17 protein-coding genes are annotated in these 25,465 nt (G+C 49.4%); 14 read left to right on the top strand and 3 right to left on the bottom strand.

The window, feature by feature from the left end; genetic code table 11:
- Positions 1–185: 185 nt before the first annotated feature.
- From CFK45_RS01540 to CFK45_RS01510, 7 genes are all read left to right on the top strand, one after another.
- On the top strand, positions 186–932 hold the full coding sequence (locus tag CFK45_RS01540) for a FadR/GntR family transcriptional regulator (RefSeq protein ID WP_096084631.1): 747 nt from the start codon (positions 186–188) through the stop codon (positions 930–932).
- Between the two features lie 269 nt (positions 933–1,201).
- On the top strand, positions 1,202–2,767 hold the full coding sequence (locus tag CFK45_RS01535) for a sugar porter family MFS transporter (protein WP_096084630.1): 1,566 nt from the start codon (positions 1,202–1,204) through the stop codon (positions 2,765–2,767).
- Positions 2,768–2,847: 80 nt separating this feature from the next.
- Entirely contained in the window at positions 2,848–4,824 is a 1,977-nt protein-coding gene (locus CFK45_RS01530) for a glycoside hydrolase family 127 protein (RefSeq protein WP_096084629.1), read from the top strand.
- 185 nt (positions 4,825–5,009) lie between these two features.
- Positions 5,010–5,759 (top strand): FadR/GntR family transcriptional regulator, encoded by a 750-nt coding sequence (locus CFK45_RS01525; protein ID WP_096084628.1) that lies wholly within the window; start codon positions 5,010–5,012, stop codon positions 5,757–5,759.
- 274 nt (positions 5,760–6,033) lie between these two features.
- Entirely contained in the window at positions 6,034–7,467 is a 1,434-nt protein-coding gene (locus CFK45_RS01520; RefSeq protein WP_096084890.1) for a sulfatase-like hydrolase/transferase, read from the top strand.
- Positions 7,468–7,574: 107 nt separating this feature from the next.
- A complete protein-coding gene (locus CFK45_RS01515) occupies positions 7,575–11,321 on the top strand; it encodes a TonB-dependent receptor plug domain-containing protein (protein WP_096084627.1) in 3,747 nt (1,248 codons plus the stop codon).
- A gap of 76 nt (positions 11,322–11,397) precedes the next feature.
- Positions 11,398–13,356, top strand: a complete 1,959-nt coding sequence (locus CFK45_RS01510) for an Ig-like domain-containing protein (RefSeq protein WP_096084626.1) — start codon at positions 11,398–11,400, stop codon at positions 13,354–13,356.
- A 16-nt stretch (positions 13,357–13,372) separates the two neighbouring features.
- Here the strand turns inward: CFK45_RS01510 and CFK45_RS01505 are convergent, their stop codons facing one another.
- Complete coding sequence (locus tag CFK45_RS01505) at positions 13,373–13,657, bottom strand: hypothetical protein (protein ID WP_143247446.1); 285 nt, start codon at positions 13,655–13,657, stop codon at positions 13,373–13,375.
- Here CFK45_RS01505 and CFK45_RS18540 point away from each other — a divergent pair.
- Positions 13,634–15,058, top strand: coding sequence for a hypothetical protein (locus tag CFK45_RS18540; protein WP_192870727.1), 1,425 nt, complete (start codon positions 13,634–13,636; stop codon positions 15,056–15,058). The genes CFK45_RS01505 and CFK45_RS18540 overlap by 24 nt on opposite strands.
- 137 nt (positions 15,059–15,195) lie before the next feature.
- Positions 15,196–16,362, top strand: a complete 1,167-nt coding sequence (locus CFK45_RS01490; protein ID WP_096084623.1) for a family 16 glycosylhydrolase — start codon at positions 15,196–15,198, stop codon at positions 16,360–16,362.
- A gap of 147 nt (positions 16,363–16,509) precedes the next feature.
- Here the strand turns inward: CFK45_RS01490 and CFK45_RS01485 are convergent, their stop codons facing one another.
- On the bottom strand, positions 16,510–18,996 hold the full coding sequence (locus CFK45_RS01485) for a glycoside hydrolase family 42 (protein ID WP_096084622.1): 2,487 nt from the start codon (positions 18,994–18,996) through the stop codon (positions 16,510–16,512).
- 24 nt (positions 18,997–19,020) lie between these two features.
- Entirely contained in the window at positions 19,021–20,055 is a 1,035-nt protein-coding gene (locus tag CFK45_RS01480) for an SMP-30/gluconolactonase/LRE family protein (protein WP_096084621.1), read from the bottom strand.
- A gap of 314 nt (positions 20,056–20,369) precedes the next feature.
- Here CFK45_RS01480 and CFK45_RS01475 point away from each other — a divergent pair, with 314 nt between their 5' ends.
- The 5 genes from CFK45_RS01475 (at position 20,370) to CFK45_RS01455 (ending at position 25,449) form a co-directional block, all read left to right on the top strand.
- Positions 20,370–21,521 carry a mandelate racemase/muconate lactonizing enzyme family protein gene (locus tag CFK45_RS01475; protein ID WP_096084620.1) on the top strand — a complete coding sequence of 384 codons (1,152 nt, stop codon included), beginning with the start codon at positions 20,370–20,372 and terminating at the stop codon, positions 21,519–21,521.
- Positions 21,518–23,035, top strand: coding sequence for an aldehyde dehydrogenase family protein (locus CFK45_RS01470; RefSeq protein WP_239923498.1), 1,518 nt, complete (start codon positions 21,518–21,520; stop codon positions 23,033–23,035). The genes CFK45_RS01475 and CFK45_RS01470 overlap by 4 nt, the downstream gene beginning before the upstream one ends.
- A gap of 85 nt (positions 23,036–23,120) precedes the next feature.
- A complete protein-coding gene (locus tag CFK45_RS01465) occupies positions 23,121–24,032 on the top strand; it encodes a 2-dehydro-3-deoxygalactonokinase (protein ID WP_096084619.1) in 912 nt (303 codons plus the stop codon).
- On the top strand, positions 24,025–24,666 hold the full coding sequence (locus CFK45_RS01460; RefSeq protein ID WP_096084618.1) for a 2-dehydro-3-deoxy-6-phosphogalactonate aldolase: 642 nt from the start codon (positions 24,025–24,027) through the stop codon (positions 24,664–24,666). The genes CFK45_RS01465 and CFK45_RS01460 overlap by 8 nt, the downstream gene beginning before the upstream one ends.
- Positions 24,667–24,705: 39 nt before the next feature.
- A complete protein-coding gene (locus tag CFK45_RS01455) occupies positions 24,706–25,449 on the top strand; it encodes a hypothetical protein (protein WP_096084617.1) in 744 nt (247 codons plus the stop codon).
- Positions 25,450–25,465: the final 16 nt, after the last annotated feature.

Raw genomic sequence — 25,465 nt, 5'->3', positions numbered from 1 at the left:
GGCCCTGGATGCCAGCTTTTACAGCCTGTTCGCGAGGGCGGCAAGCATAGCACAAGCGTCGTCAGGCTTGAAAAGTATGCACCGCGCAGCAATGCTGCCTTACTGCTTAGATGCTATCTTTGTGTGGTCTATACAGGTATTATCTTCGATTGTATGGAAAACCATAAGCAATTAAGGGGTATGGTGTGAGTGAGTTGGTTTATTACGATCTGAAAGGCGCGGCGACGATGTCTCCGAGCCTGCCCGTTCAGGTCGCAAGGGAGCTTGGGCGCCGCATTGTTGCCGGCAATATAGAACCTGGCTCGCTAATTGACGATGAAAACGCCTTGGCCGAGCGCTATCAAGTCAGCCGTGTGGTGGTGCGCGATGCGGTGAAAATTTTAGTTGGCAAAGGCATGTTGGATGTGCGTCGGGGCATCGGCACACGTGTTAAACCTCGCGGTCAGTGGGTTATGCTCGACGATGATGTCTTGGCCTGGCATTTGAGTTCGACACCTAAAGCTGAGTTTCTCAAGCAGTTGATGGATATTCGCCTGGCTTTTGAGCCCAAAGCCTCGCGCTGGGCAGCCGAGCGCGCAACCGATGAGGATATTGATGATATTCGCGCGGCGATAGAGCGTATGGAAAGTGACGTAGGCGCCGTTGAGAACTTTATTGTTGCGGATGCCGGCTTTCACCGAGTGGTGCTCAAAGCCGCGCACAATGAGTTTCTCGCTGCGATGGAAGGCGTTATTTACTCGGCCATTATCGTCAGTGTCAATATGACCAATCAGGATCCGCGCAAGAATAAAAGTACCGTGCAATACCATCGCGATGTATTTGAGGCGATTGCCGCACGCAACGGCGACAAAGCAGAAAAGCTGACGCAAAAGCTGCTCGATGACGCCTGTCGCAAGCTGAAAAAGAATGTCGAAGGTTTCGCAGGTTTATAAGTTTGCGCTTATTCCGCTTTTATACATTTAGAGAAAGCCTCGCTTAGCGGGGCTTTTTTTTGCCTGAATAGTAGCTTGTCTATGCGTTTTTAACCGGGGATCTGCGCTGGTGGCACTATAGATTCTCTGAGTCGGCATTTGTGCTTCAAATGACTAAACTAGTTGAATTGTTAAACATCATATGTTTATATTTGTGCATTAACTTGCCGTTACTGCTGTAAGCAAAAGCTTGCGCGTCCCGGCATGACTCATTTAGCGTTGGGAAGACCATGGCTTATAGCAATAATAATGTAACAAAATACGCCCTGATCGCCGCTTTCGGTGGTTTTATTTTTGGCCTGGATTTTATGAATATTTCAGGCGCAATCCGCTATATCAGTTCTTTATTTGAGCTTGATGACCTGCAGACGGGGCGCGTGGTTGGTATCGGTTTTCTCGGTGTGGTTGGCGCACTGCTGTTTGTCGGTACGCTGTGTGAGCGCTTTGGCCGCCAGCGCGTATTGTTGGCCATCGCCCTGGCTTATTCGCTGTCGTCGATACTCTCAGCCTTTGCGCTGAGCTATGAAATGCTGGTTGTTGGCCGCTTAATAGGCGGCGCTGCCTTTGCGTCAATTACTGTATCGGCAATGTATATCGGTGAGATCGCGACACCAGACAAGCGAGGTAAATTTGTTTCGGTCAATCAGTTGATGATTGCACTGGGAGTTTTCCTGGCCTCAGCGATCAACTTCTTTTTAATTAAATATCTCGATGATATTCGCTTGTTAAACGCTGAAAATGTCTGGCGCTTTATGCTTGGTGCGGAACTCATTTTCAACGCCGTATGGGTGGCGCTGGTTTTTCGGCTGCCCGAATCTCCGCGCTGGCTACTTAAAAAGGGGCGCGAGCAAGAGGCGCGTGCAGTATTAGAAAAGACGGTTCCACCAGAGCAAGTTGACAGCACTATAAAAGAAGTTGTTGAAAGTTTTCATCAGCAAAGCAGTAGTAATACCTTTACCCAGTTAAAGCGCCTGTTCAGCAAGCGTATGACTCTGGTTCTTTCCATTGCAATTGTCTATGCGGTGGTTCAGGGCGGTACCGGCATGAATGCGATCTTGTCTTTTGCTCCAATGATTTTTGAGCAGGTAGGCATGAGTACGGAAGATGGCTTTATGCAAACGGTGATTATGTCCGTGGTCAATCTTGCCGCAGTTTTTATTGCCATATTTTTTGTTGAAAAACTCGGCCGGCGTTTTCTGACACTGGCGGGCTTAATCCTGGTCGTTGTTGCGCACCTTTCCAGCTGGGTAGGTTTTAAAGACAGCGACTACCACCTCGATGAACTCGCAATGCAGAGTATAAGCCAGGAGCTTCAAGGCAAAGGTATAGACCTTGCCAAGCTTGAGCCGATGCTCGGTCAAAGCTATCAAAACGATGTCGAGCTAAAAGCTGCACTTGCTCAGCACTTAAGTAAAAAAGAGTTACCGCTGGCGACCGGAGCAGTCATTAATCACAGCATCGATGGGGTAAAGCCAGCTTTAGTTCTATTCGGTATTTTTGCCATTATCGCCGCATTTAATATGTCGATTGGCCCGATACTCTGGGTGATATTGTCGGAAATATTTCCCAATAACGTGCGCAGTGTGGCGCTGCCATTTGCTGCGATGGTACAAACGCTCTCGTCGTGGGCTATTAGCGAGCTGTTCCCGTGGAAGCTAAATACCTTTGGTGCTGCCAATGTGTTTTTGCTGTATGCGGTGATTGCTGTTGTCGGTTTTGCACTGATGTACATGCTGCTGCCGGAAACCAAGGGTAAATCTCTTGAGACGATTGAGAAAGATTTGGTTCCGGCCTAAGTGTTTTAGCTTTAGATTGCCGCAGCGCCTGCGTGCTCGGCAACTGGCCGTGTAGCGACTTTTATTAGGTATTTTATTATATGACAAGCAAATTCAGCCACAAAAAAACAGAGATAGATACTTCTGCAAGCCCCCATGTAAAACTGCGCTCCGTTAATATGGGCGACTGTCGATGGACAGAAGGTTTTTGGGCGGAAAAAACGAAATTGTGCGAAGAGACGATGGTTCCGTACATGGGGGAGCTACTAAAGGGGGATGTCGGTCACGGTTTAAACAACCTGAAAATTGCCGCAGGTTTAATGCAGGGTGAATTTGGTGGTGAGTACTGGCACGACGCTGATTTTTTTAAATGGATGGAAGCGGCCTGTTATATCTATGGCTTAAATGGCGAGCAAAAACTGCTTGAGGAGCTCGACGAAATAATCGAGGTCATTGCCGCAGCTCAGGAAGACGACGGCTATCTGCACGCCTACATTCAGATCAACGGCATCGAGCATTTTTCAAACCGTAAATATCACGAAATGTATAACTGCGGGCACCTGTATACCACCGCTTGCATTCACCACCGCATGACGGGTAAATCAAACTTGCTTGATATTGCGCTAAAAAACGCTGATTTACTGCTGAAAACCTTTGGCCCGAACCCGCCTCACTTGCGCCGTTTTGGTTTTAATCAAACCCAGATTATGGGTTTGGTTGAACTCTACCGAACGGTTGGTAACAAGGCCTACCTTGAGCTTGCCGAGCAGTTTATTAACAATCGCGGCCAGTCGGAAATGGTGCACGATTCAAGTACTGAGGGTTATCCGATTGGCGATATGGTGCAAGAGCGTGTGCCTTTAAGAGAGGAAACAGAAGCAGCTGGCCACGCGGTACTAGCGCTTTATTATTATGCCGGCGCTGCAGATGTGTATGCGGAAACAGGCGAGCAGGCGTTGATCGACGCGCTTGATCGCTTGTGGAATAACGTTACAGAGAAAAAGATGTATGCCACCGGTGCCGTTGGCCAAACTCATTACGGAGCATCGCCGCGTCGAGACATGATCGAAGAAGGTTTTATCGACGAGTATATGATGCCCAATATGACGGCCTACAATGAAACCTGCGCAAATATTTGCAATGCGATGTTTAGTCATCGCATGTTGGGCATTAAAGGTGAGTCTAAATACGCAGATATTATGGAGTTGGTGTTACACAACTCCAGCCTGTCGGGCATTAGTGTCTGTGGTAAAAAATATTATTACGCCAATCCACTTAGAAAAATTCACGGCGCTCGCGATTACGAAAGTATGAATACCGAGTCGCCGGACCGCGAACCCTATCTATTTTGTTTTTGCTGCCCGCCAAACTTGGTTCGCACCATCGCTAAGTCGTCGCTGTGGGCTTATGGTTTGGCTGAAAATGGTATTTCAGTCAACCTCTATGGCGGCAACCAGTTGTCGACAACGATGTCCGACGGTTCCCAACTGGCGCTTACTCAGACGACAGACTATCCGTGGCAGGGCGCGGTAAAGATTGTTATCGACGCCTGCAAAGAGCAGGCATTTGATATTTTACTGCGTATACCTCAGTGGTCCGACGAGGCGAGCTTACGTATTAATGGCAAGCCTGTTGAGCTCAGTTTAGTTCCCGGTGAGTTTGCTAAGCTCACGCGCGAGTGGCGTGCAGGCGATGTTATAGAGCTTGATTTGCCTATGCCGATTACCCTGATTGAAGGCCACCATCGCATCGAGGAAGTGCGCAACCAAGTGGCGTTAAAGCGCGGCCCCGTTGTTTATTGTATTGAATCGCCAGACCTTCCCGAGTCGGCGAGTATTACCGATGTATATTTACCGAGTAATACCTCGTTTAGCTTAAAGCACCAGGCGGGGCTGCTCGGTGGGGTGAGCACCATTCACGCAGATATACAGCTGCGCCAAGACAATGAGCCGGGTATGTACAGAGCCGTATCAAAGCCGAACTTTGTTTCGCAAGCTGTGCAATTTGTGCCGTACTACAGCTGGTCGAATCGCGGTGAGGCAGAAATGACGGTATTTATGCCGGTTATTTGGTCTTAGCTGGCCGCATCACTTTTTTCTTGTATGCCATCCAGGCGCCCTAAGCGGCGCCTTTTTTGTGCGTGTTATTTCTTTTTTCGGCTTATCAGTAAATACGCATAAAAGTCTCCCTTATTTCAGTTTTTACGTTTAAAAACATAAAATATATATTGAATGATCAAACATCATATGTTTTTATAGTTGCTATGAGTGAGTTGATCTATTACGACTTAAAAGGCGCTGCCACAATTACCCCGAGTTTACCGGTACAGGTAGCGCGAGAAATGGGGCGCCGCATTGTCTCTGGTGCCTATGCCGCGTCAGAAATGATTGACGATGAAAATGCGCTTGCAGACAGATACCAAGTTAGCCGGGTGGTGATTCGCGACGCGGTCAAAATACTTGTTGGCAAAGGTTTATTAGAGGTTCGCAGGGGGCGTGGAACCCGAGTTCGCCCGCGCGATCAGTGGATGATGTGGGACGACGACGTATTGGCGTGGCACTTAACGGCAACACCAAACCCTAAATTCCTCGATGAACTGTTAGATATTCGCAAAGCTATAGAGCCCGTTGCGGCGAGCTGGGCCGCTGAGCGAGCATCGGATGAAGATATAAAGCGTATCGGCGCGGCGTGCGTAGCGATGGAAAATGAAAAGGGCAGTATCGAAAACTTTATTGTTGCCGACGCTCGTTTTCACCGAGCAGTATTGCGAGCCGCCCACAATGAGTTTTTAACGGCGATGGAAAGCGTTATTTATTCAGCATTGCTTTTAAGTGTAAGGGTAACAAACCAGGACCCGCGCGAGAACGCGGTATCAGTACCCATTCATCGCGAACTCTATGAAGCTATTGCCAGCCGCAACGGCCCGCTTGCAAAGCGAGCCGTTGAAAAGATGTTGACAAGTGTTTGCGATCGTTTAGCGCAAGCTTGTAAATCAGTTCGAGCCTACAGTTAGCGGCAAAGGAGTGCCCATTTTTTTACGCGGTATGAATTTTTGTAGGCACAAAGGATTAGCGGTTACACGAAGTACGTACTGTTAATAACGTATAAAAACAACAATAAAAAAGCAATAAACAGCTCGACCTTGGGGTCTGAGTGCCAGGTGAAGCACCGTTGACGTATTTGACAAGGGTGTCGGCAACTAGATGCGCTTGTTGCGTCATCAGGTTGAGCCAGAACATTTCTGGCTCAACCTGTATGTCTTAGTGCAGAAGTACGAGAAGAATAATATGAATAAAATCACATACACTTTAGCCTGTTTAAGTTTGGTGTTTTCGCTGCAGGCCTGCGCCAAAGAGCAAACACCAAATGCACATGGTGTTGCAGGGGAAAAACCCAATATTGTACTTATCTTCAGCGATGATGCCGGTTATGCGGATTTTGGCTTTACCGGAAGTGATGAGATCCGTACGCCTAACTTAGACAAGCTCGCATCACAAGGCATGGTATTTAAGCAGGCCTATGTAAGTGACCCCACTTGTGGCCCGTCCCGCGCGGGTTTAATGACGGGCAAATATCAACAGCGCTTTGGTTACGAAGAAAACAATGTTCCGGGATTTATGAGCCCTGTGTCGGCGCTAAATTTCGACGATATGGGCCTGCCCTTAAGTGAAAAAACCATTGCAGATTACTTGAAAACAGCGGGCTATCAAACGGCGGTATTTGGTAAGTGGCATCTGGGCAACGCCGATCAATACCATCCGTTAAAGCGAGGTTTTGATGAATTTGTTGGTTTTCGCGGTGGTGACCGAAGTTTCTTTGCCTATCCTGAAGAGCGCCTCCAGTCTTCCGACCCAATTTTTCAAGATAAGCGTATGGAAAAGGGTTTTGCCAACTATTTTGAGCCGGATTATTACCTGACAGATTTTCTCGCTGATCAAACCAATGACTTTATCAAACGCTCGGTTGCTTCAGATAAGCCGTTTTTTGCCTACGTGTCTTTTAATGCACCGCACACACCGATGGAGGCGACAGAGCAAGACCTAGCGAAGTTTCCAAACCTTAATGGAACTCGAAAAACCTATGCGGCGATGATGCTTGCCATGGATAGGGCCAGTGGCACAATTCTATCAACGCTCAATGAGCTTGGTGTTGCCGACAATACCATTATTGTATTTACAAATGACAACGGCGGCCCTTCTGATAAAAACGCTTCACTTAATAAACCCTTAAGTGGCACTAAAAGCAATCATTTAGAGGGCGGCATTCGAGTGCCTTTTTTGATTAAATGGCCGGGTGTGATCGAGCAGGGCAGTCATTACGACTTTCCTGTAAGTACACTTGATTTGCTGCCAACATTTTCTGCGGCGGCGGGGCTTGATACATCTCTGGCCGATATTGACGGTGTTGATTTACAGCCGTTTATTACCGGCAAGACAAACGCTCGTCCACACGAATACTTGTATTGGAAAAAAGATGCACGCGCATCAATTCGCAAGGGCGACTGGAAACTTATACGTTTTCCAGACCGACCGGCGGAGCTTTATTTTATCTCCGCTGAAGATGTTGGTGAGCACAATAATTTAGCCTCACAAGAACCACAGCGATATCGGGAAATGTATAAAGCTTTGTTCGAGTGGGAGCTCACGCTTGAGCGACCGCTGTGGATGCTGAAAAAAGAATACGAAAAATACGATATAGATCGTATGGACAAATATCGCTAACTCACCTTTGTCACGGCCAAATATCTGGGTTTGGGGATTTAATAATCTGGTGGACGGGTTCGGTTTTACCGAAAGCCTAAAAACAATAGCAATAGTGGAGAAACCACATGAGACGCAACTTTAAATTACACGCGCTTTCCGCCGCGGTTATGGGCGCTTTTGTCAGTGCGCCTATTTATGCGCAGGAGGAAGCGGCGACGGAAAATGACGAGAATCTATTAGCTGAAGAGCTAATTGTTACCGGTTTTCGCCAATCTGTTGAACGCGCAGTTGATTCAAAGCGTTTGGCCGATACGGTCAGCGATTCAATCTTTGCAGAAGATGTGGGTAAATCTACCGACCAGAATATCGCCGATGCTCTGTCGCGCATCACTGGCGTTAGTGTTACTGAAGAGTCAGGCGAAGGGGCTCGTATCACTGTTCGCGGTGCAAGCCCAAGCCAAAACGTTATTTCGATGAACGGTGTTGAATTGACCGGGGGCTTAGCCGGCCCGGGCGATGACGCAACCTCCAATAACAGTGTTGATTTAAGTTCGTTCTCCGCCGATATTTTATCGTCAATTAATGTAATCAAAACAGCTGCAGCAGACCAGAATGAAGGTTCTTTAGGCGCGAATATTGAACTCAATACGCTGCAGCCTTTAGCGTTGGCAGAGCGCCGCCGTATTTTAACCGCAGAGGGCCGCCACAATGAATTTCGAGGCTCCAACGACTACCGCATCTCTGGCTCTTACGGCGATAAATTTTTTGACGACAGCTTTGGCGTGGTTTTTACGCTAACGGCGGATAAAAACTCGACTCGGGAAGATCGCATTGAAAACAACTGGGAAGAGGGCTCTTATCGTATTGCCGATCCGCTTGAAGCCCAAAGTGCGTCGGTGTTTACCGCCCGCGACCTGGAGGGAAGGGTTATTCGTGTTGCCGACTACGATGGTACTGCGCCAGACGGCTATAACCCTGAGACCGAAACCCTGGTTCAGGCGCCATTTTCTGTTGCGGCGATGCAGTCGACAAACCTATCTACAAGCATTACCGACCGCGAGCGTGTTACCGGTAATTTAGGCTTGCAATTTCAGCCCACTGATAGCACCGATATTCAGCTTGATTTAACCCATACCAAACAAACGGTCGACAACGATTATCTATCGTTTTTCCTAGGTTATAGCGGCGATACCCCGCAATCAGACGATATTAACAGTTCTGACGGCACTAACTGGATTACTGAGTGGACGAGCGTTGATGTAGAAAATCAAACAATGGCTCGCCGTTTTGGTCGCGCCGCGCAAGGCAATACCAATACTTTTGAAAGCGAACGTGAACTGACGACAAATGTGGCGTCTTTGCGTTTGGACCAACAATTAACCGATAGCCTGGCGATGAAGTTTCGCGCAGGTTATTCGCAAACTACCGACGAACTACTCGATGGACGCGGCGTCAATACTGCAACGTGGGGAACGATACGCCCCGGAGACCTACCGAGTGACTCAAGTCAAATAGAACCGATTGGTTTTGACTGTAGTACTGGCAAATGTAGTTACCAAACTGGCGAGTCCTATGCCAGTTACGACCCGGTTTTTGGTTTGGTGACAGATGTAAATACAATTTTTAATCCCTACGATACCCGCTCGAGCCATATTGGTAATGTGACTTGGCGAACCAATACTCAGACCGATACCAATACCTCATTGAACCTGGATTTTGACTGGGATTTTGATGCGTTCTCGATAACCACCATTGAATTTGGTGCAAAGTACGGCACGCGAGAAAAAGAAGTTCAAACGCAGAACGAAACACTGACCACCGGTACCGTACTTATTTCTCGAGATGACCCGAACACCTCGTACTCCACAAACGGTATGCAGAATATTCGCCTCGATCAGTTCCAAACGGATGAGGCATTCCCGTTTGATGACTTTGCCGAAGGCCTTGATGTTGATCGCAGTCAGCCATGGTTTGGCGGTTGGCCAACGGCGGATATCGATAAAGCACTTACCTTGTTGAGTGGCCAGGATCCAAATTCCATCGGTCGCGCTGCGGTTGATGCAGGCTCACGAGAGATCGCCACAGACACTGCTGCGGCTTATGTGAAAGCCAACTTTGAATTTCTGGATGGGCGCCTAACGGCCAACGTCGGTTTGCGTTATGTACGCGATGAAACCGAAGCTGATGGTTATGGTTCTGCGCGTTTTACCCGTCCAAACTGGCTCTATGATGCGATTGATCTGTTTCAAGATCGCCAGCTGGCGAATACCGATCTTGCCCCGTGCCCAGTTCCCGCCGACGGTCGCGGCTGGGAATACGTAGACGACAACGGCAATTCGGTTGAGCCTACAGATACCAATGAAGATGGTACGGCTTATTTCTTATTTGACCCGGCAAATAAGGCCGATTTTAACAACTGTTTTGACTGGCGCTTAACCCACGCCTATGTTGCTGGTAATACCGGAACCTTCCCGGTGAACCCCGACGGAAGCTGGCGTTTTGTGAACCCAAATACCGGCGAGAATATTTATGACGTGAACCGCCTGCTGCACGTTGACTACAGCAGTGGTACACCAGTGGTTGTACAAAATGATGGTTTGACTCCGACCATCTACGATCCCACCCAGTGGAACTACGATGCGTGGGTGAACAACCCGGGATCCTTGCCGACAACAAATACGAATTCGGAAGCGTTCCGCCACTTTAATACCAGCGGTTTAATCTACGGTTACGTTGATCACACGACATCGTTTACCGGGCCCTTGGGCAATGACCCTGTCGCTCAGACACGTGAAGCGCCGGTTAGCGACCGCGCAACACAAAATATTTTGTTGCCGAGCATGACCCTAAACTTCCAAATAAACGACGACATGATTTTGCGCGGCGCCGTTTCCCGAACCATGACACGTGCGCCAGCTGATTGGTTAAACCCGCGCTTACAAATTATTGAAAACGTATGGGACCCACAAGACGCCGGCGAAAAAGGCAATACCGAGTTGAAACCGCTGACCTCGGATAACTTTGACCTGTCGTACGAGTGGTATTTTGGCGATGCCAATATGCTCTCGGCCGGTTTCTTTTACAAAGGCTTAAAAAATATGCCGCTGCAGGTGCAGTCTTATTATCACTACGAAAATATTCGCGGTGATTATTATCCTGCGGACCTTAACGTGCTGATGGATTACGATACTTCGCGCAGCCCGTTAACAAGTGATTGTGCCGCTCAGCGCAGTGTCGGGAACTTCAGCGCCGACAACGATGGCTGGAGCTTTAACTGTCGCGACCTTGTCGTAACCGAAACTGTAAATGGCAGTGAAGGTAAAATTGAAGGTTTAGAGCTTGGTTATACTCAGATCTACGATTTCTTGCCGGGTATGTTGGCCAATACCGGTGTGCAAGCTAACTACACCTATCAATATTCAACGAACGACCCAGTTGAAACCTCTGATGGGCGAGTCGAAGATCCGCTGCCCAACCCGTGGACACCACAACACTCGGCCAACCTAACCTTATTCTGGGAGAACGAAAAAGTTGAGTTGCGCCTGGCCAACCGTTACACCGGTGTGCAAATGACTGAGCGTACTGTTGGTGGTGCAATCTGGAAAGATGCGACCAACCGTATGGATTTCAGCGCAAGTTATCACATCAACGACTTCCTCTCCGTGTCCTTTAATGCATTGAACGTGCTCGATGAAACACATCGCACTTTCTATACCCTGAATCAGAGCCGTATGGGTGTTGAAGAAGATGGTGTAACACCGCACTTTGTTTCAGAGGATTGGGGTTTTTACGGCGATACCCACGATGAACGCACGGTTTCAAACTGGAAGACCGGTCGCCAGTTCCGTGTCGGCATTCGTGCGAACTTCTAAGCCTTGATTACCTTGCGTTAATAAATGAAAAGCCACTCAAAACTTTTTGGGTGGCGATAATAATTGGAGAAGTAAGATGAAAATGAACTTACTAACAAAAAGCATACTATTACTTGGGGCGACTTCATTGGTTGCCTGCGGTGGCCCCGGCGAAGGTTATGACCCTGGAATAAACACCGATGCAAAAATCACCACCAGTGCCGCGCCGACAGAATACAGCGTAAATGAAGCGGATGCCGGAGAGGACAACACCTACTCCATCGATCTTTTTGCCGGTATGACCGTTAATGGGCAGGCCCTGTCTGCATATGACGGTGCGGTATCCATTACCGGCTTTACTTTTGAAGGTGAAGACGGCGGTCCGGAAACGGGCGTATCGCCTCCGGAGTTTCAGCGCCGCACCCCTTTTTCTGTCGATGGTCAAAATTTGATTATTGATTTTTCCACAAGCTATTACGATGAAGAGTCCGATACGACGACTCTCTGGCTGGGGGATCGTTTGCGAGAGTGTGACGATACCGACGACTTGCCAACTGATGATGATGGCAACCCCATGGGCGATGGCATTGCCGATAATCCGAGTCAGATTGTTTATACCATTAGCTATGTTGTTGATAATGGTTATCCCCCGACCCTGGTCGAAGATGAAGACTCGCCAACCGGTACGCGCCCTGTCTATCCCGGTGAGCACGAAATTACCTTAACCTTAACGGCAAAGCCGGACGTTACCACGGGCCTGGAGGCTCAGCCTCTCGATGTGGTGGTTGGCGGCACAGGTCAGCTGGAAGTTACTCGCACACCTAATTACGCCTGCGACGGCACAGCTTTAAGTTACCAATCTCTGACGCCCGCCATTGCCACAGTTGATGATTCCGGTTTAGTTAGCGGTGTCGCCGAAGGGGACGCCAGTATTCGTGTGACCCATCTTGATACCGGGCTTAGCAATGATTTTGTGGTTCCCGTCAACAACAACATGGTGTTGCGTATTACCAATGCCGGTGATGATCCGAAAAATCTTGAAAAAGAAATTGCTGCATGTACGGCCGGTGCGTTAGATCTTGTACCCGAACCCAAACCCGGCGACAGCCTCACCGGCACCTATACCTACACCTGGACGACTGGGGACGAAGCAGTGGTCGATCCAAACGTCACTCAAGCCGTGCCGGTTGGTTTTGGCGAAACGGCGGTACTAACAATTCATGGCGGCGAGCAAAGTGCTGCAGGAAATATTGCCAGTGATATGGATGTAGATATTATCGCTGCGTACGAGTCCGGTGATTTGGGTAATTCTGATGCAGATAAAATCAATAAGCCGCTTGTCGCCGTTAGTGTGGTCGAAAATACTGCGTGCTGGGATACGAATATTTTCAGCAACTGGGAAGAGCAGCCTGATTTTACTTTTGATCACACCTTCGGCACTGCGAACTGGGGCAACCTCGGCGGTGGAAACTTCAATAGTAATGCCCTGGTAGCAGGGGCTGGCTTGCAGGGTGACAGCGCCATTGTGGTAAATGTTACGGCACTGCCAAGTGGCGACCCAGATACAATCGAAGGCGGTTATGAAGGTGGTGTTGGTATTCGCAAAGTAGATTGGGGCCACGTAAACGACAACAACTTGCACGGCTTTTTCCTCGGCCAGCCAAGCGCCCATGGCAAACTTATAAAAACGGGTGTCTGGGTAAAACTTAATACCAGTGCAAGTGGTCCGATTACCTTAAAGCACAATCTGTTTTCCTGGTGGTTTAGCGGTGCTTCAAGCTGGGGTGGTTGGGGACGACGAAATGACCCCGTAAATATGAGCTACGAGGCTCAGCTAGAAAATCACAACCAGTGGCAGTACGTTGAATTTGCTCACCCGGTAAGTGGGGCTGTACTTTGGGAAGTCCCAACTGAATGGGATGGTATTGACGATGCTACGGGTGAGCTTCGCAACGCTGACGCCCGTTCTTCGGTCATGCCGGAATTTGAGATCGAAGGTGTTGAGGTTGGCGATAGCATTACCTTTGATGACTACTCGCTGGTGATAACAAATTAAATTTCTGCACGCTTAGTTAGATTTTTAAATTTTTTACTAAAAGCCAACCGTTAGGTTGGCTTTTTTGTGCCCTCAAACTTTTTGTTGTTAACGGCTCTTTGTCACTAGCCGCTGCTGCGTTCGATACTTTCTTAATAAAGAATAAACATATTATGTTTGTGCTGGTATTGATCTTTGTTTTTTGATACAAATAACGCTGCCTATTTTTCAGGCGGGCGAGAACGGTATTTGCAACCGGCGGCCAAAACCATTTCATTAAAAATAAGAGAAATAATCCGTGACGCACAATCATCAAACTCAAGTATTCCCCGCGTGGCTGAAGCGAGCTCTGCTGTGTAGCGCTGTTACCGCTCTGGTTGCCTGTGGTGGTGACGACAACAGCGAAGCTTCGGCGACGCCTTCACCTTCAGTTGAACTCAGCCCGAGCCCTTCTCCGGAAGCCAGCCCGAGCCCAAGCCCGAGCCCAAGCCCAAGCCCAAGCCCAAGCCCAAGCCCAAGCCCAAGCCCAAGCCCAAGCCCAAGCCCAAGCCCAAGCCCGAGCCCGAGCCCAAGCCCGAGCCCAAGCCCGAGCCCAAGCCCGAGCCCAAGCCCAAGCCCGAGCCCAAGCCCAAGCCCGAGCCCGAGCCCAAGCCCGAGCCCGAGCCCAAGCCCGAGCCCGAGCCCGAGCCCGAGCCCGAGCCCGAGCCCGAGCCCAAGCCCAACACCTAATTCAGAAGTCGCGCTGGCTGACCCAAGCTTTGAGAGCGGCGCGCTTAACGCTGGCGATTGGGCTGCGGAGCCAAGTGGCGCGAGTATTTCCGATGCCGACGCGTTTGTTTCCGACGGTTTGTACGGTGTCAATGTCGGCGCTGCGCGCAACTACGTTGAGCTTGTACTGCCTACAGATTCCTTAGTTGAAGGGCAGGCGTACTACCTGAGTTTTGAAGGCAAAGTACCTGCCGGTGGCACCGTGTGGCAGTGGTGGCAGGCTCAGCTGCGCCAGGCCGGTGCCCCGATTGCGGCGGATATGTGGTATCCCAATAGGGGAGCTCAAAACGACTGGTTTAAGATCCCGATGTTTTTCACCGCTCCGGCTGCGGTCAATGGCGCCGATGATATTAGCCTTCGTTTAATTGGCGTGAAAGACGCCGCCATCGACAACGTGCGTTTAGTTGAAGATGACAGCAGCAACCCGCTGATTGCCAGCTATTTTGAAAACGGTGATTTAGATGGTTGGGTGGTAACCGGCCAGGATGACAGCAGCAGTGCCGTTGTTGAAGCGCGAGAAGAAGCGGCCAGAGGCGGAAGTTTTGGTTTGTATTTTGATACCAATGGCAAGAATGACGCGTCGACGGTCAGCATCGAATACAGCTTGCCAGCAGGATCAATTAAGGCGGGCAAAGAGTATCGAATTGTTTTTGATTACCAGTGCCCCGGTGCAGGTGATTGTGCCGCAAGTGCCTTTGGTCCGCTTATCGTAAGCGGTGACGGTTCAACAAGTATTGGCGCTGGCCGAGCTAAAAACGCCATTATCGAAGGTTCTGGTCTTGGCAACGGCAGCTGGTCTACGGTGCCGGGTTCATTTGTATTCAGTGTGGATGAGGAAGCCAGTGATAATTACGACTGGGAAGCAAATCCTGCGATCGTTCGAATCAGTCAGCTCGACTGGAATGGCACAGCGGCTTATTACCTCGACAACATTCGTTTTTACGAGCTGAAATAAATTTTATTTCGATAAGTTGTTTTGATTCAGGCCCCTTTAGGGGCCTGTTTTATTTTAGGCCCTTACCGAGTTGCTCTCGGCAAGTATTTATCCCGGTGTCGGTATATGTCGATACCTCTTAAGCGTGAGAATAAAATATGAATGCTGTAAATACATTTAGTTTGGGTGCATTGGCTTTGGCTCTTGTCGCCTGTGGCGGCGACAATTCATCTAACGAGCTTTCGCCCAGCCCCGCACCCGTTGTTAGCCCGTCTGCTGAGCCCGAAGCCCAGCCGAGCGCTGAGCCAAGTGTTGAGCCGAGTGCCTTACCCTCTGCTGCGCCATCTTATACTCCGGCGCCAGTACCCAGCCCCACAGCTTCGCCGGCACCATCGCAAGTGCCCGTTGAAAGCCCGGCACCCGATGGCAGTGACGGTTTTTTTCCAACAATGCAGGGCGTAAATAAAGATGCTTGGTTTTATGTTGAGGCGCGCTCAGATGAATTTAATGACGATGTGATTGATACCGGAAAGTGGAATCACAATATTGCTGATTGGGGGCCGTGGTCGTGGGAGCCGGATAATGTTTGGCAGGAAAACAACGTGCTGAAAATCCAAATGCGTTATGAAGAACACAACACTGCACGCCATACCTGGGCCGGTGACGGTTCGCTAAAAGATGTTGAGCTATTTTATAAAAGTGGCATATTGCGTTCGCGCAGTTACCAAACCTACGGGTACTACGAAGCTAGGATTAAAGGCACAGCGACGTTTCCCGGCAACAGCCCCGCATTTTGGCTTTACAGTCTTCACGCCGATGTAGCTGCTGAAGGCCTGTTACCGGATGCAGATGGTGAGCCGAACTACGCCGAGGTTGACGTGGTTGAGTTGCAGCAGAGTGAATGGGATTTTGATCTGAACCAATGGCACGGCCCGGAAGTCATCGACATGAATTTGCACACCCGGGTGCTGGAGAATAATCAGAGTCTATGGAAGCGCCCAGGCACACACCCTGAACTCACTAAAAATACCGTTCACGCAGACTTCGACCCGCGCGATGATTTTCATATCTACGGTGTTGAAGTGGGTGAAGATGTCATTAGCTGGTATCTCGATGGCGTAAAGGTGGCCGAAAAAGCCAATATCTACTGGTATTTACCTATGCGCGTTACGCTTTCGCTCGGCTTGCGTCGACCTCACGTTAGCTACAATTGCGCTGGGGTTTATCAGGGTTTTGATCGCTGCCCCGTGCCGAGTGAAGCAACGCAAGAGGGTTTTCCAACAGTGATGGAAGTCGACTGGGTGAGGGTTTACGAGCGAAACTAAGCCAGTGTCAACAGGCCCTGTGACAATCGCGCCAAGGGAAAGAAGAAAAAATAGCTATAAAACTAGTTATTAACAAGCGCGCAGAAAAAAGCCGGCGCCGATATTCTGCACTGAATATCGGCGCCGGCTTTTTATTGTTGCCAGCCTTTATTGTGCTTTTACTGTAAACAACGCGACGCCTTTGGCTTTGAGCTCAAAGCTTGATGGCAGGGGATTTTCAGTAAACAGGTCGGTTATTGTTAACGACTGTGCACCGTCGACCTCGACACTAAGTGTTGCGGTATGTTTACCGATATTAAGTGCGCTGACTAAGTAAGAGCCGTCGCTTTGCTCAACAACTCGCCAGGTTGTACCGGGGTGCGCGCTGCCGTTGTCTTCATTGAGTGTTAGTGCAGGTAAGCTCGCTTTGACCTCGTTCAGCGCGGCTTTGCGCAGCGCCTGGACCTCGTGGCTGTCCAGTACCATTAACTTGCCTTGATTCTTTTTGCTCAGAGCGCTTTGCTGCAAGGGGCTTGGATGTTTTTGGCCGTATTCGTTCATGCTGAGGCTGCTTGAACGATCCAAAATGATGGTACCACCTGCATCTAGGTAATTTTGTAAGGCTGCAAGCTCTTCTTCAGTCACGTACTCGTGCCGGTGCACCACAACAAGGTCCCAGTTACTTACATCTTGTTTTTGCAGGATGTTTTTAGTGGCAAAACCGACGGGAAAGCCGTCAAAGAAAAGACTTTCGTACAGTTTCCACTGCTGGCTCATATGCTCAGCTTTATTGATTGCCGAAGTTTCTGAATAAAACAGGCGGATAGGGCGGCGCTGTTTTCGCAGCTCGATAATCTCTTCTGAGAAACTATTGAGGTCATACATCACCTGGGTATAGGCGTTGGCGATATGAGGTTGCTGGTTTACCGAACCTGCAAATGAGCCCGCCAGTGCCGGGTCAAAAAAGTCGAGCTCGCCTTCTAGGCGATCTTCTGGTGAGCCATCGGGGTCACGCGCCCAGAACCAGGCCATGTTGGCGTCCATGCCCTGTAGTGTGGCCAACCAGTAGACGCTGTGTACATAGTCGACCGAGGTATCGAGTTTGCGCCACCACGAGGCGGATAAAAAGTGAGACTCGGAATTGACGTGGATTTTCTCGGGCGCAACGGATTCCATAAAGTCGTAGCTAAAGCTGAGCTCTTCCCAAAACCAGCTGTAGTGCTGCTCCCACTCTTCGGCCCGGTTAAAGTTCAAGCGAGTGCTTTCTCTACTTTTTGCGTCGTTGCCGATCATTGAGGTCAGCTCTGTTAAAGCTTCGGTATCGATGCCGTGAGAGCGAGCATTTTCGGTAAACATATCCGGCATGATTTTAATGCTGGTGTCGGCCTCGGGGTTGCCTTTGCGCAATTCGCCTTGAAGGTAGCTAAACCACGCTACCACTCTATCCATATTGTAGCGCGACCAGTCGTACCAGCTGGGCTGGCCGCGTGTGGCCGGGTCGTTTGGAATGCTGTAGTTGACGTCGTTAAAGCTTGTAAACGCGCTGTTCCAGTTTTTATTTAGCTCGTTTATATCACCCTGATATTTAGTGTTTAACCACTGGCGAAAACCATCCAGGGTATAGGTGCTGATGTTATTCATTTCCTGGAACTGCTGGCTCCAGTGGCCTTTTTCTGAGAACCAGTGGGGCTCGTTTGATAAAATATAACCCAGCTGAGTCACTTTTTTGCCGCGGGTGAGCTCGCCGGTGTGACTGGCGATTTTTCCCCAAATGTCGCGTGCCAGAGGGTTATCGATATCGTAGCCGGTAAACAACGATCGGCCTTTGCGAATGTCAGGCTCCTGTTTTTCAGCCCACTCGGGGATGCCCATATTCCAGTAGATCAAAAAGCCGACATTGCTGTTGTCAATGTTGGTTACTTCTTGCATAAGTTCTTCATTAAAGCTGCCATCTTCATTTAATAAAAATGAGTTGATAGCCCGGTCGTGGTCAACGGGGTAGAGATTTTCACCACCGTGAAAAATAGCGCCTAAGTGGTCGTTGTAAACTTGGCTATCGCTGAGCGGGCGGCCGACCGATTTTGAAAAATAATCATAGAGAAAAATAGGTTTACCAGCGCTTAGCAGCATGTTGTCGCCGACTTCAATATTTTGCCAGTCAACTTTGGGCACGGGCCGGCGCTTGATAGCACCATTTAAAACAGCCTGTAAATCAGCAATACTGGCGTCGAGAATTTCAATTACTTTTTGGCGTTCAAAATCTGGCAGCTCTTTGGCGAGCTGATCTTTTTGTTCTTTATATGGTGCGTATTGGGCAAACATATAGGCCACTGCATCTCGGTTGGCTTCGTCCCAATTGGCGAATTTTAGGAACTCTTCGGCAAACCAAAGCGTGCTTTGCTCACGGGTGATGTCGAGCTGTTCGGTCGAAGCTTTTTGCATCAGGGTTTTGAGCTCAGTAATCTTTTCCCTGGCTTTTGCCTCGTAGCTATTGTGTGGCTTTATTTTTTGACTGTGCTCGTCTGTATCTAGATTTTGCGCGCGTTGTTCGCCGGCATTACTGGCTTGGGCTGGCTGGATATTTGCTTCGCTACAGGCGAGCAGGGCAGCTGGGATCAGCGCAAATAGCGCCTTTGAGCTAAGTTTTGTTTTCATAAAAAATCTCTGCACAAACGAGCCTTATAGCTCGATAACACTAATGGTATAGGGTTTGCTGTGACCGCTGTTTACAATACCTTTGCCTTTCATTAGGTCAAAATTGGAAACAAGCAGCTTGTTGTTCCAGACAATCAGGTCAGCCGGTTGGTCAATTTCACCCTTGCTGCCGTTATTGTCTGCGTACTCGGCGATCAGCGTAGCTTGGCCGTCTTGGGAAACTTTAAAGATCTGGTTTTTTAAAAAGCCGGCGACATATAAATTATTCTGACTGTCGATACTGATACCGTCGATGCCGGTGCTCGGGTCTAGCTGAGCAAATACTTCGTGTGATGCTAAAGCGCCGTTTTCAAGCTGCAGCTTGTAAATTGTGGCGTCGCCAAAGTCGCCGACATACAGATTGCCTGCGCTGTCAAAAACCAAACCATCAATGCCGTATTGGCGCTCAGGGTTTTGGGTCTGAGTTGAAAACAGCAGCTTTGTTGAACTTAAATCACTGGCAACATTGATATTTCTATCGTTTTCATCAAAGACATATACGGCACTGCTCATGCTTTTACTATTGGCTTTGGGCAGCTGTAGCTGAGTCAAATACAGCTTGCCTTGGCGGTAGCGCAAGCCGTTGGGTGAGCTCATGCCCTCGGCTACGGTTTCAACTTTTTCAACCTTGTTGTCGCGAAGTGTGAGTTTGAGCAAGCTGCCTTTGCCCGGGCCGGCATTGTTGGCGACGTACAAGCTGCCGTCGCTGCCGTAGGCCAGGCCCATAGGGCGAGCTTGTACGCCCGGAATGGCGCCGATTTCAGAGACCTCGCCGCTGGCGCTTAAGCTAAGCAGTACGCCCGGTTTACCCCCGGCGTAATTAACGCAGCTGAGGCTTATGCTGCCGTCCGGGGCTAAGGCAAAGGCGTCGGGCGTTGGGCAGCTGTCTGGCAGCGTTGCAAACAGGCTGGCTGGCTGCATATTTTGTGATGAGGCCGAGCCCGGCTCGGCCTGACTTATTTGGGCGCACACTGTCGAGCAAAAGGCCGCCAACAACAGCGAGGGTTTGAGTGCTTTCATTTTTGTTGCCTAATTATTATTTGATATAAACATCATACCTTTGTTTTCATTCTAAATGTAGTGTTTGCTGAGTTGAGATATATAACGGCGTAAACCAGGTGACTCGCTGGCCTGTCTGTATTTGCACTAACAAAGTGTTTTTATTGATGTTTTAAACATATTATGTTTATATATATTCATTCATCTGCTGAATTGCAGTGGCGGGGGTAGGGTGTCGATGCTGCTATGTGGCCTCGACGGCAACAAATGGGTGTATAGGATTTGGGTACTGCCTGTTTGCCCCGTAGATCAAAGACAGATAAGAAATAGTAATAATGAAAATTGATTGCATACGCACCTACCATTTGCGCTGTGAGCTCAAAGCGCCCTTTGGTTTTTCTCAGTGGTATTACGGCCAGCGCAACGTGTTGGTGGTAGAGGTTGTCAGCGACGGCGTCAGCGGTTGGGGTGAGTGTTATGGCCCGGCCGATGTTATTCAGGGCTGTGTTGAGAAGTTCTACGCCTCGCGTATTGTCGGCATGAATCCGGTGGCCACCGATGCGATTTGGCAACATATGTGGCGCTCGTCACTCGATTTTGCTCGCGCAGGGGTGATGATGGCGGCCATGAGCGGCATCGATATGGCGCTTTGGGACTTAAAAGGCAAATTGCTTGGCCAGAGTGTCAGCGAGTTGATGGGCGGTCGTCAGCGAGACAAGGTCAGCTGTTACGCGACGGGTATGTATTACCTCGATCTACCCGAAGACAAGTTATTGCCGGCGCTGATTGAAGAGGGCCTTACCTATGCGCAGCAAGGCTTTGAGGCGATGAAAATCAAGGTTGGCAAAAACCTTGAGTTCGACGAAAAGTTTGCCCGCGCTTTGCGCGATGCTCTGCCCAACACCGAGTTGATGGCCGATTCAAATCACGCCTTTGACCTACCTGAAGCTGTGCGTATTGGGCGCGTGTTAGACGAGCTGAACTACCGCTGGTTTGAAGAGCCGCTAAGCCCAGAACACAGCCATATGTTTCGCCAGTTAAGCGACAAGCTTGATCTTGCCATTGCAACCGGGGAGTGTGAGCAAACACGTTTTGGTTATCAAAAATTGATAGCCGCCGGAGGTGTGCAGATCTTGCAGCCGGACATGGCGTACTGCGGCGGGCCGAGCGAGGCGCTAAAAATTCGCGCCCTGGCTTCGGCAAATGGCTTAAATTGTGTCGCCCATGTTTGGGGGACGCAATTAAACTTGGCAGCGGCAACACACTTTTTGGCAAGTGCCTATCCCGAGCCAGGCCGCTATGAAGAGAAACGTTTACTGCTCGAATACGATCGCACGGAAAACCCGCTGCGCGATGATATTTATGAACAAGTGATCGACGTTAAACAGGGGCAGGCCAGCGTACCGACAGCGCCGGGGCTCGGTGTGAGTATTGATAGCGAAGCAATGAAACACTATTTAGTTAGCAAAACGGAAAACAAAGCATGAAGCACAACTACCGTATGTTGATCGATGGCAAGCTCGTTGGTTTGGCTGATGGCTTGGTCAGTTCAGGTGACAGTGCCGATAGTTCAGGTGACAGTACCGATAGTTCAGGCGACAGTACCGACAATGCCAACAATAGCATCGATGTTTTTAACCCCGCAAACGGTGAATTGATCGCTCGGGTGCCGCAAATTAACAGTGCTCAAATAAAGCAAGTGATTGCTGCGGCAGATAAAGGTTTTGCGCAGTGGTCGGCGACATCACTGGCTGAGCGCAGCGAGCTTATTTTGCGCTGGGCAGAGCTGCTACAAGCAAAGCGCGAAGATATTATTGCTGTTTTGATCAGTGAAACAGGCAAACCCTACGACAATGCCGATTACGACTTTGGCATGTTAATTACCTGCCTTAAGTTTTTTGTCGAAGAAGCAGCGCGTACGGATCAGCCGACTATTAGCGACCCTGATGGCCGCTTTTTACACTATATTCGGCGCCAGCCACTCGGAGTGGTGGTCGGGTATCTGGCGTGGAATTTCCCGCTGTTAAATTTGGGTTACAAGCTTGGCCCATCACTGGCATCGGGTTGTGCGGCCATAGTCAAACCGTCGGCGGAAACGCCGCTTGCAAGTTTGCTGTGCGCAGAACTTGCGCTTGAGGCAGGTATTCCCGCAGGCGTGATAAATGTTATTACCGGTGATCGCTACGACATTACCGACCCGCTGTTAACCAGCAAAAGCACCGCCATGTTTACTATGATTGGCTCGACCCGCTCAGGTGTTGCGGCGATGAAAACTGCGTGTAGCAGTGTCAAGCGTTTCTCGTTAGAGCTCGGTGGCAATGCTCCGGTTGTTGTCTACGACGATGCTGATTTGGAAAAAGCCGTCAACGATATTGTCGATTTGAAATTTGCCAACAGCGGGCAGGTTTGTGTTTCGCCGAATCGCTGTTTTGTGCACGAGCGTATTTACGATAAATTTCTGGAGCAGGCTAAAGCGCGTGCCGAAGGTATTGTATTGCAGGCTGGAAGCGGTGAAGGCCGCAAGATGGGGCCGCTAATTAATGACCGCGCGCGCGACACTATTGTTAGCAATATTCAAGCTTCATTGGATGCCGGCGCTGCCCTGGTAACCGGTGGGCAAATACCCGCGGAAAAATCCGCAGGCTCGTGGCTACAGCCGACAATACTGAAAGATGTCAGCCTGGATATGCCTATTGCCTGTGATGAAATTTTTGGCCCGGTATTGCCGGTGATTAAATTCAGCGACAGTGACGATGTTATTGCTCTGGCCAACGACAACGTCTACGGTTTGGCCGCCTATGTCTATACCAGCCAGTTGCAACGAGCGATGCAAGCGGCAGAACAAATACAGGCCGGTAGTGTCTGCATCAATGAAGTTCACTACGCCGTGCACCTGCCGCACGGTGGCTTAAAACAAAGCGGGGTGGGCAAAGACTGCTCTCACTACAGCCTTGAAGAGTATCTGACGCTCAAGCGTGTATCGGTTTTAATTAACGAATAGGTTTAAGCTCTCCCTCTTTTCTTATTCGTAGATAGCAGCGCTGGTTCCGTGATGGCGGTCCAGCGCTTTTTTTTGAGACAAGTTTATGCAAGACGCCGCAGTAAACAGTTTAATTGTGGATTGGGGCACGACCAATTTTCGTGCCTTTCAGCTAGATAGCGATGCAAATGTTCTCGGGGTAATCGAGCGCCCCTTGGGCTTGTTACAAGTTGAGCAGGGCGCTTTTGCCCACGCGCTTGAAAATGTGCTCAGTGACTTTTTACCAGATTATCAATCAATACCGGTTTTTATGGCGGGCATGGTCGGTTCAGCCAAAGGTTGGGTCAATGTTGCGTATGTTCCCACCGCGGCATCGCTCGCGGATCTTGCCCGTGGCGCCTGTGAATTTATTTTGCCTTGGGGGGCAAAAGCAACCATCGTACCGGGCGTCAGCTGCGAGGTGCAAAGCGCTGTATTCGACGTGATGCGCGGTGAAGAAATACAGATTTTTGGCTTGGCAAATTTAGTTGGGAAAAGCGAGTTTAACGCGATGTTTCCGGGCACACACAACAAGCATGTGCATGTGGTGGACAATAAAATACAGTCGTTTGCCAGCTACTTAAGCGGCGAGATGTTTGCCGTTGTCAGTGAAAATATGTTGCTTGGCAAGGATTTGCACTTAGATGAATTGGGTAAGCACAACGGCGCATTTTTGCGTGGGGTGGATGATGGGTTCGCAAGCTCAGCGCTCAGCAATACCCTATTTCGCACTTGGACGCAGCGTTTGTTTAATCATTTAGATGAGCTAAACGCAGCTGATTATTTAAGCGGCGTATTAATAGGCAACGAATTAAAACAGGCTGTTGCAGCGCATTATTACCTTGTCGGCGGCGCAAGTTTGTGTAATCGCTACGAACTTGCCTGTAGCCACTTAGGAATTCACAGCACGACGATAAGTGGCAACGACTGTTTTCTTGCTGGTATGGCTCAATTGATTCAGGAAAAACAAAATGGCTGACTTTGATATCAAACAACAACTTCCACTGATTGCCATTTTGCGTGCAGTGACGCCCAATGACGTCGTCAGATGTGCTTCGATTCTAATTGATGAAGGCTTTACGATGATCGAAGTACCGTTAAATAGCCCGGAGGCCTTGCGCTCGATTCGCCTTTTAGTTGAACACTTTGGTCAGTCGCGTCTGGTCGGTGCTGGCACCGTTACCACTTTGGCGCAAGCTGAAGCGGTTATTGCTACCGGTGCGCGCTTAGTGGTGACACCAAACTTAAATGAAGGTGTGATACGCGCAGCGACAGCGGCTGGCTGCGTTTGTTTACCCGGTGTGGTTACGCCGAGCGAGGCGTTCACTGCCCTGGCCGCTGGTGCGAGTGGCCTTAAGTTGTTTCCGATTTCACAAGTCGGCCTCGACGGTTTTAAGGCGCTGAGGTCGGTATTGCCGGCAGGCACATTGTGCATACCCGTTGGTGGTATTAACCCAAGTGTTGACAGTATGAAACCCTACTTACAGTTGGGCGCCGATGGTTTTGGCCTCGGCGCTTCGCTATATCGCCCTGATTTGGATGATCAGCAGCTGCGTATAAATGCGCGTGCGTTTGTTAAGAGTTACTTTCAGGCGCTGGAGGCCTGTAAATAACAATTTCCCAGCGAGGGATACTAAGCCGAGGTTATAACGATGAAAATAAAAAAACTCTCTTTTACCTGCTTTAAAGCTCTGCTTGTAAGCGTATTCTTTTTCGTTGCTGTTGTACATGCTAGTGAAAAAAAGGTTGATCAAATCAATACGTTTTCGGCGGTTGAATATATTGGCGGCAAAGAAAAGTTGCGTGTCGATTTTGATGTTGATATTAAAAAAGCGCGAGATATCTACATTCTTGTTCGCTATTTTGATACCTGGAAAAATATCAGTGAAAGGCGCCTGCGAATAAAGAAAAGTGGCACCTATCATGTTGAGCTCGATACCGAAGGTTTAAAACCGGGGCAATATCGCGTTGGTGCCTATATGACGCCGCGAGGAAAAAACTGGAACGCGCGTGTCGGCAATGAAATGAACAGTGTATTTACTGTGGTCGATTCGGATGTGTACCAAGAGCAGGTTGTGTTTTCCGATACGGATAAGGTCGACCGTGTGCGTTGGCCCAAAGAAGTTGGCAATGAAGAGAATACCCTGCACGTGAACTATTCGATCACTCAGCCCCGTGATTTACATATCAAGCTCTTTGACAAACAGAGCAACCAAGCGGTAACCACCATCGTCTATCCGTTAACAAAGCCGGGTGAGTGGAGCCTGCCAATTACCAAGCTGGCCGAGAAGATTCCCGCCGGTGGCTATGTCTGGGTTGTCTATGTCTCTGAGTCCAAGGCTGATGAGGCCATCGGCGAAAAATATCATATGCCGTTTGATTTAACTGCCGGCTAAGCATAGAGGTATTTAC

This window comes from Agaribacterium haliotis (assembly GCF_002312815.1).
In the GTDB taxonomy this organism is placed as follows: domain Bacteria; phylum Pseudomonadota; class Gammaproteobacteria; order Pseudomonadales; family Cellvibrionaceae; genus Agaribacterium; species Agaribacterium haliotis.
The sequence above is the reverse complement of the archived record's forward strand: the minus strand, read 5'-3'. Positions and strand labels throughout refer to the sequence as shown.

Coding starts and splice junctions, on each gene's coding strand:
- CFK45_RS01480 (WP_096084621.1), bottom strand. CDS start 20,055: ATGAAAGCACTCAAACCCTCGCTGTTGTTGGCGGCCTTTTGCTCGACA.
- CFK45_RS01510 (WP_096084626.1), top strand. CDS start 11,398: ATGAAAATGAACTTACTAACAAAAAGCATACTATTACTTGGGGCGACT.
- CFK45_RS01530 (WP_096084629.1), top strand. CDS start 2,848: ATGACAAGCAAATTCAGCCACAAAAAAACAGAGATAGATACTTCTGCA.
- CFK45_RS01455 (WP_096084617.1), top strand. CDS start 24,706: ATGAAAATAAAAAAACTCTCTTTTACCTGCTTTAAAGCTCTGCTTGTA.
- CFK45_RS01535 (WP_096084630.1), top strand. CDS start 1,202: ATGGCTTATAGCAATAATAATGTAACAAAATACGCCCTGATCGCCGCT.
- CFK45_RS01525 (WP_096084628.1), top strand. CDS start 5,010: ATGAGTGAGTTGATCTATTACGACTTAAAAGGCGCTGCCACAATTACC.
- CFK45_RS01485 (WP_096084622.1), bottom strand. CDS start 18,996: ATGAAAACAAAACTTAGCTCAAAGGCGCTATTTGCGCTGATCCCAGCT.
- CFK45_RS01460 (WP_096084618.1), top strand. CDS start 24,025: ATGGCTGACTTTGATATCAAACAACAACTTCCACTGATTGCCATTTTG.
- CFK45_RS01470 (WP_239923498.1), top strand. CDS start 21,518: ATGAAGCACAACTACCGTATGTTGATCGATGGCAAGCTCGTTGGTTTG.
- CFK45_RS01465 (WP_096084619.1), top strand. CDS start 23,121: ATGCAAGACGCCGCAGTAAACAGTTTAATTGTGGATTGGGGCACGACC.
- CFK45_RS01490 (WP_096084623.1), top strand. CDS start 15,196: ATGAATGCTGTAAATACATTTAGTTTGGGTGCATTGGCTTTGGCTCTT.
- CFK45_RS01515 (WP_096084627.1), top strand. CDS start 7,575: ATGAGACGCAACTTTAAATTACACGCGCTTTCCGCCGCGGTTATGGGC.
- CFK45_RS01520 (WP_096084890.1), top strand. CDS start 6,034: ATGAATAAAATCACATACACTTTAGCCTGTTTAAGTTTGGTGTTTTCG.
- CFK45_RS01475 (WP_096084620.1), top strand. CDS start 20,370: ATGAAAATTGATTGCATACGCACCTACCATTTGCGCTGTGAGCTCAAA.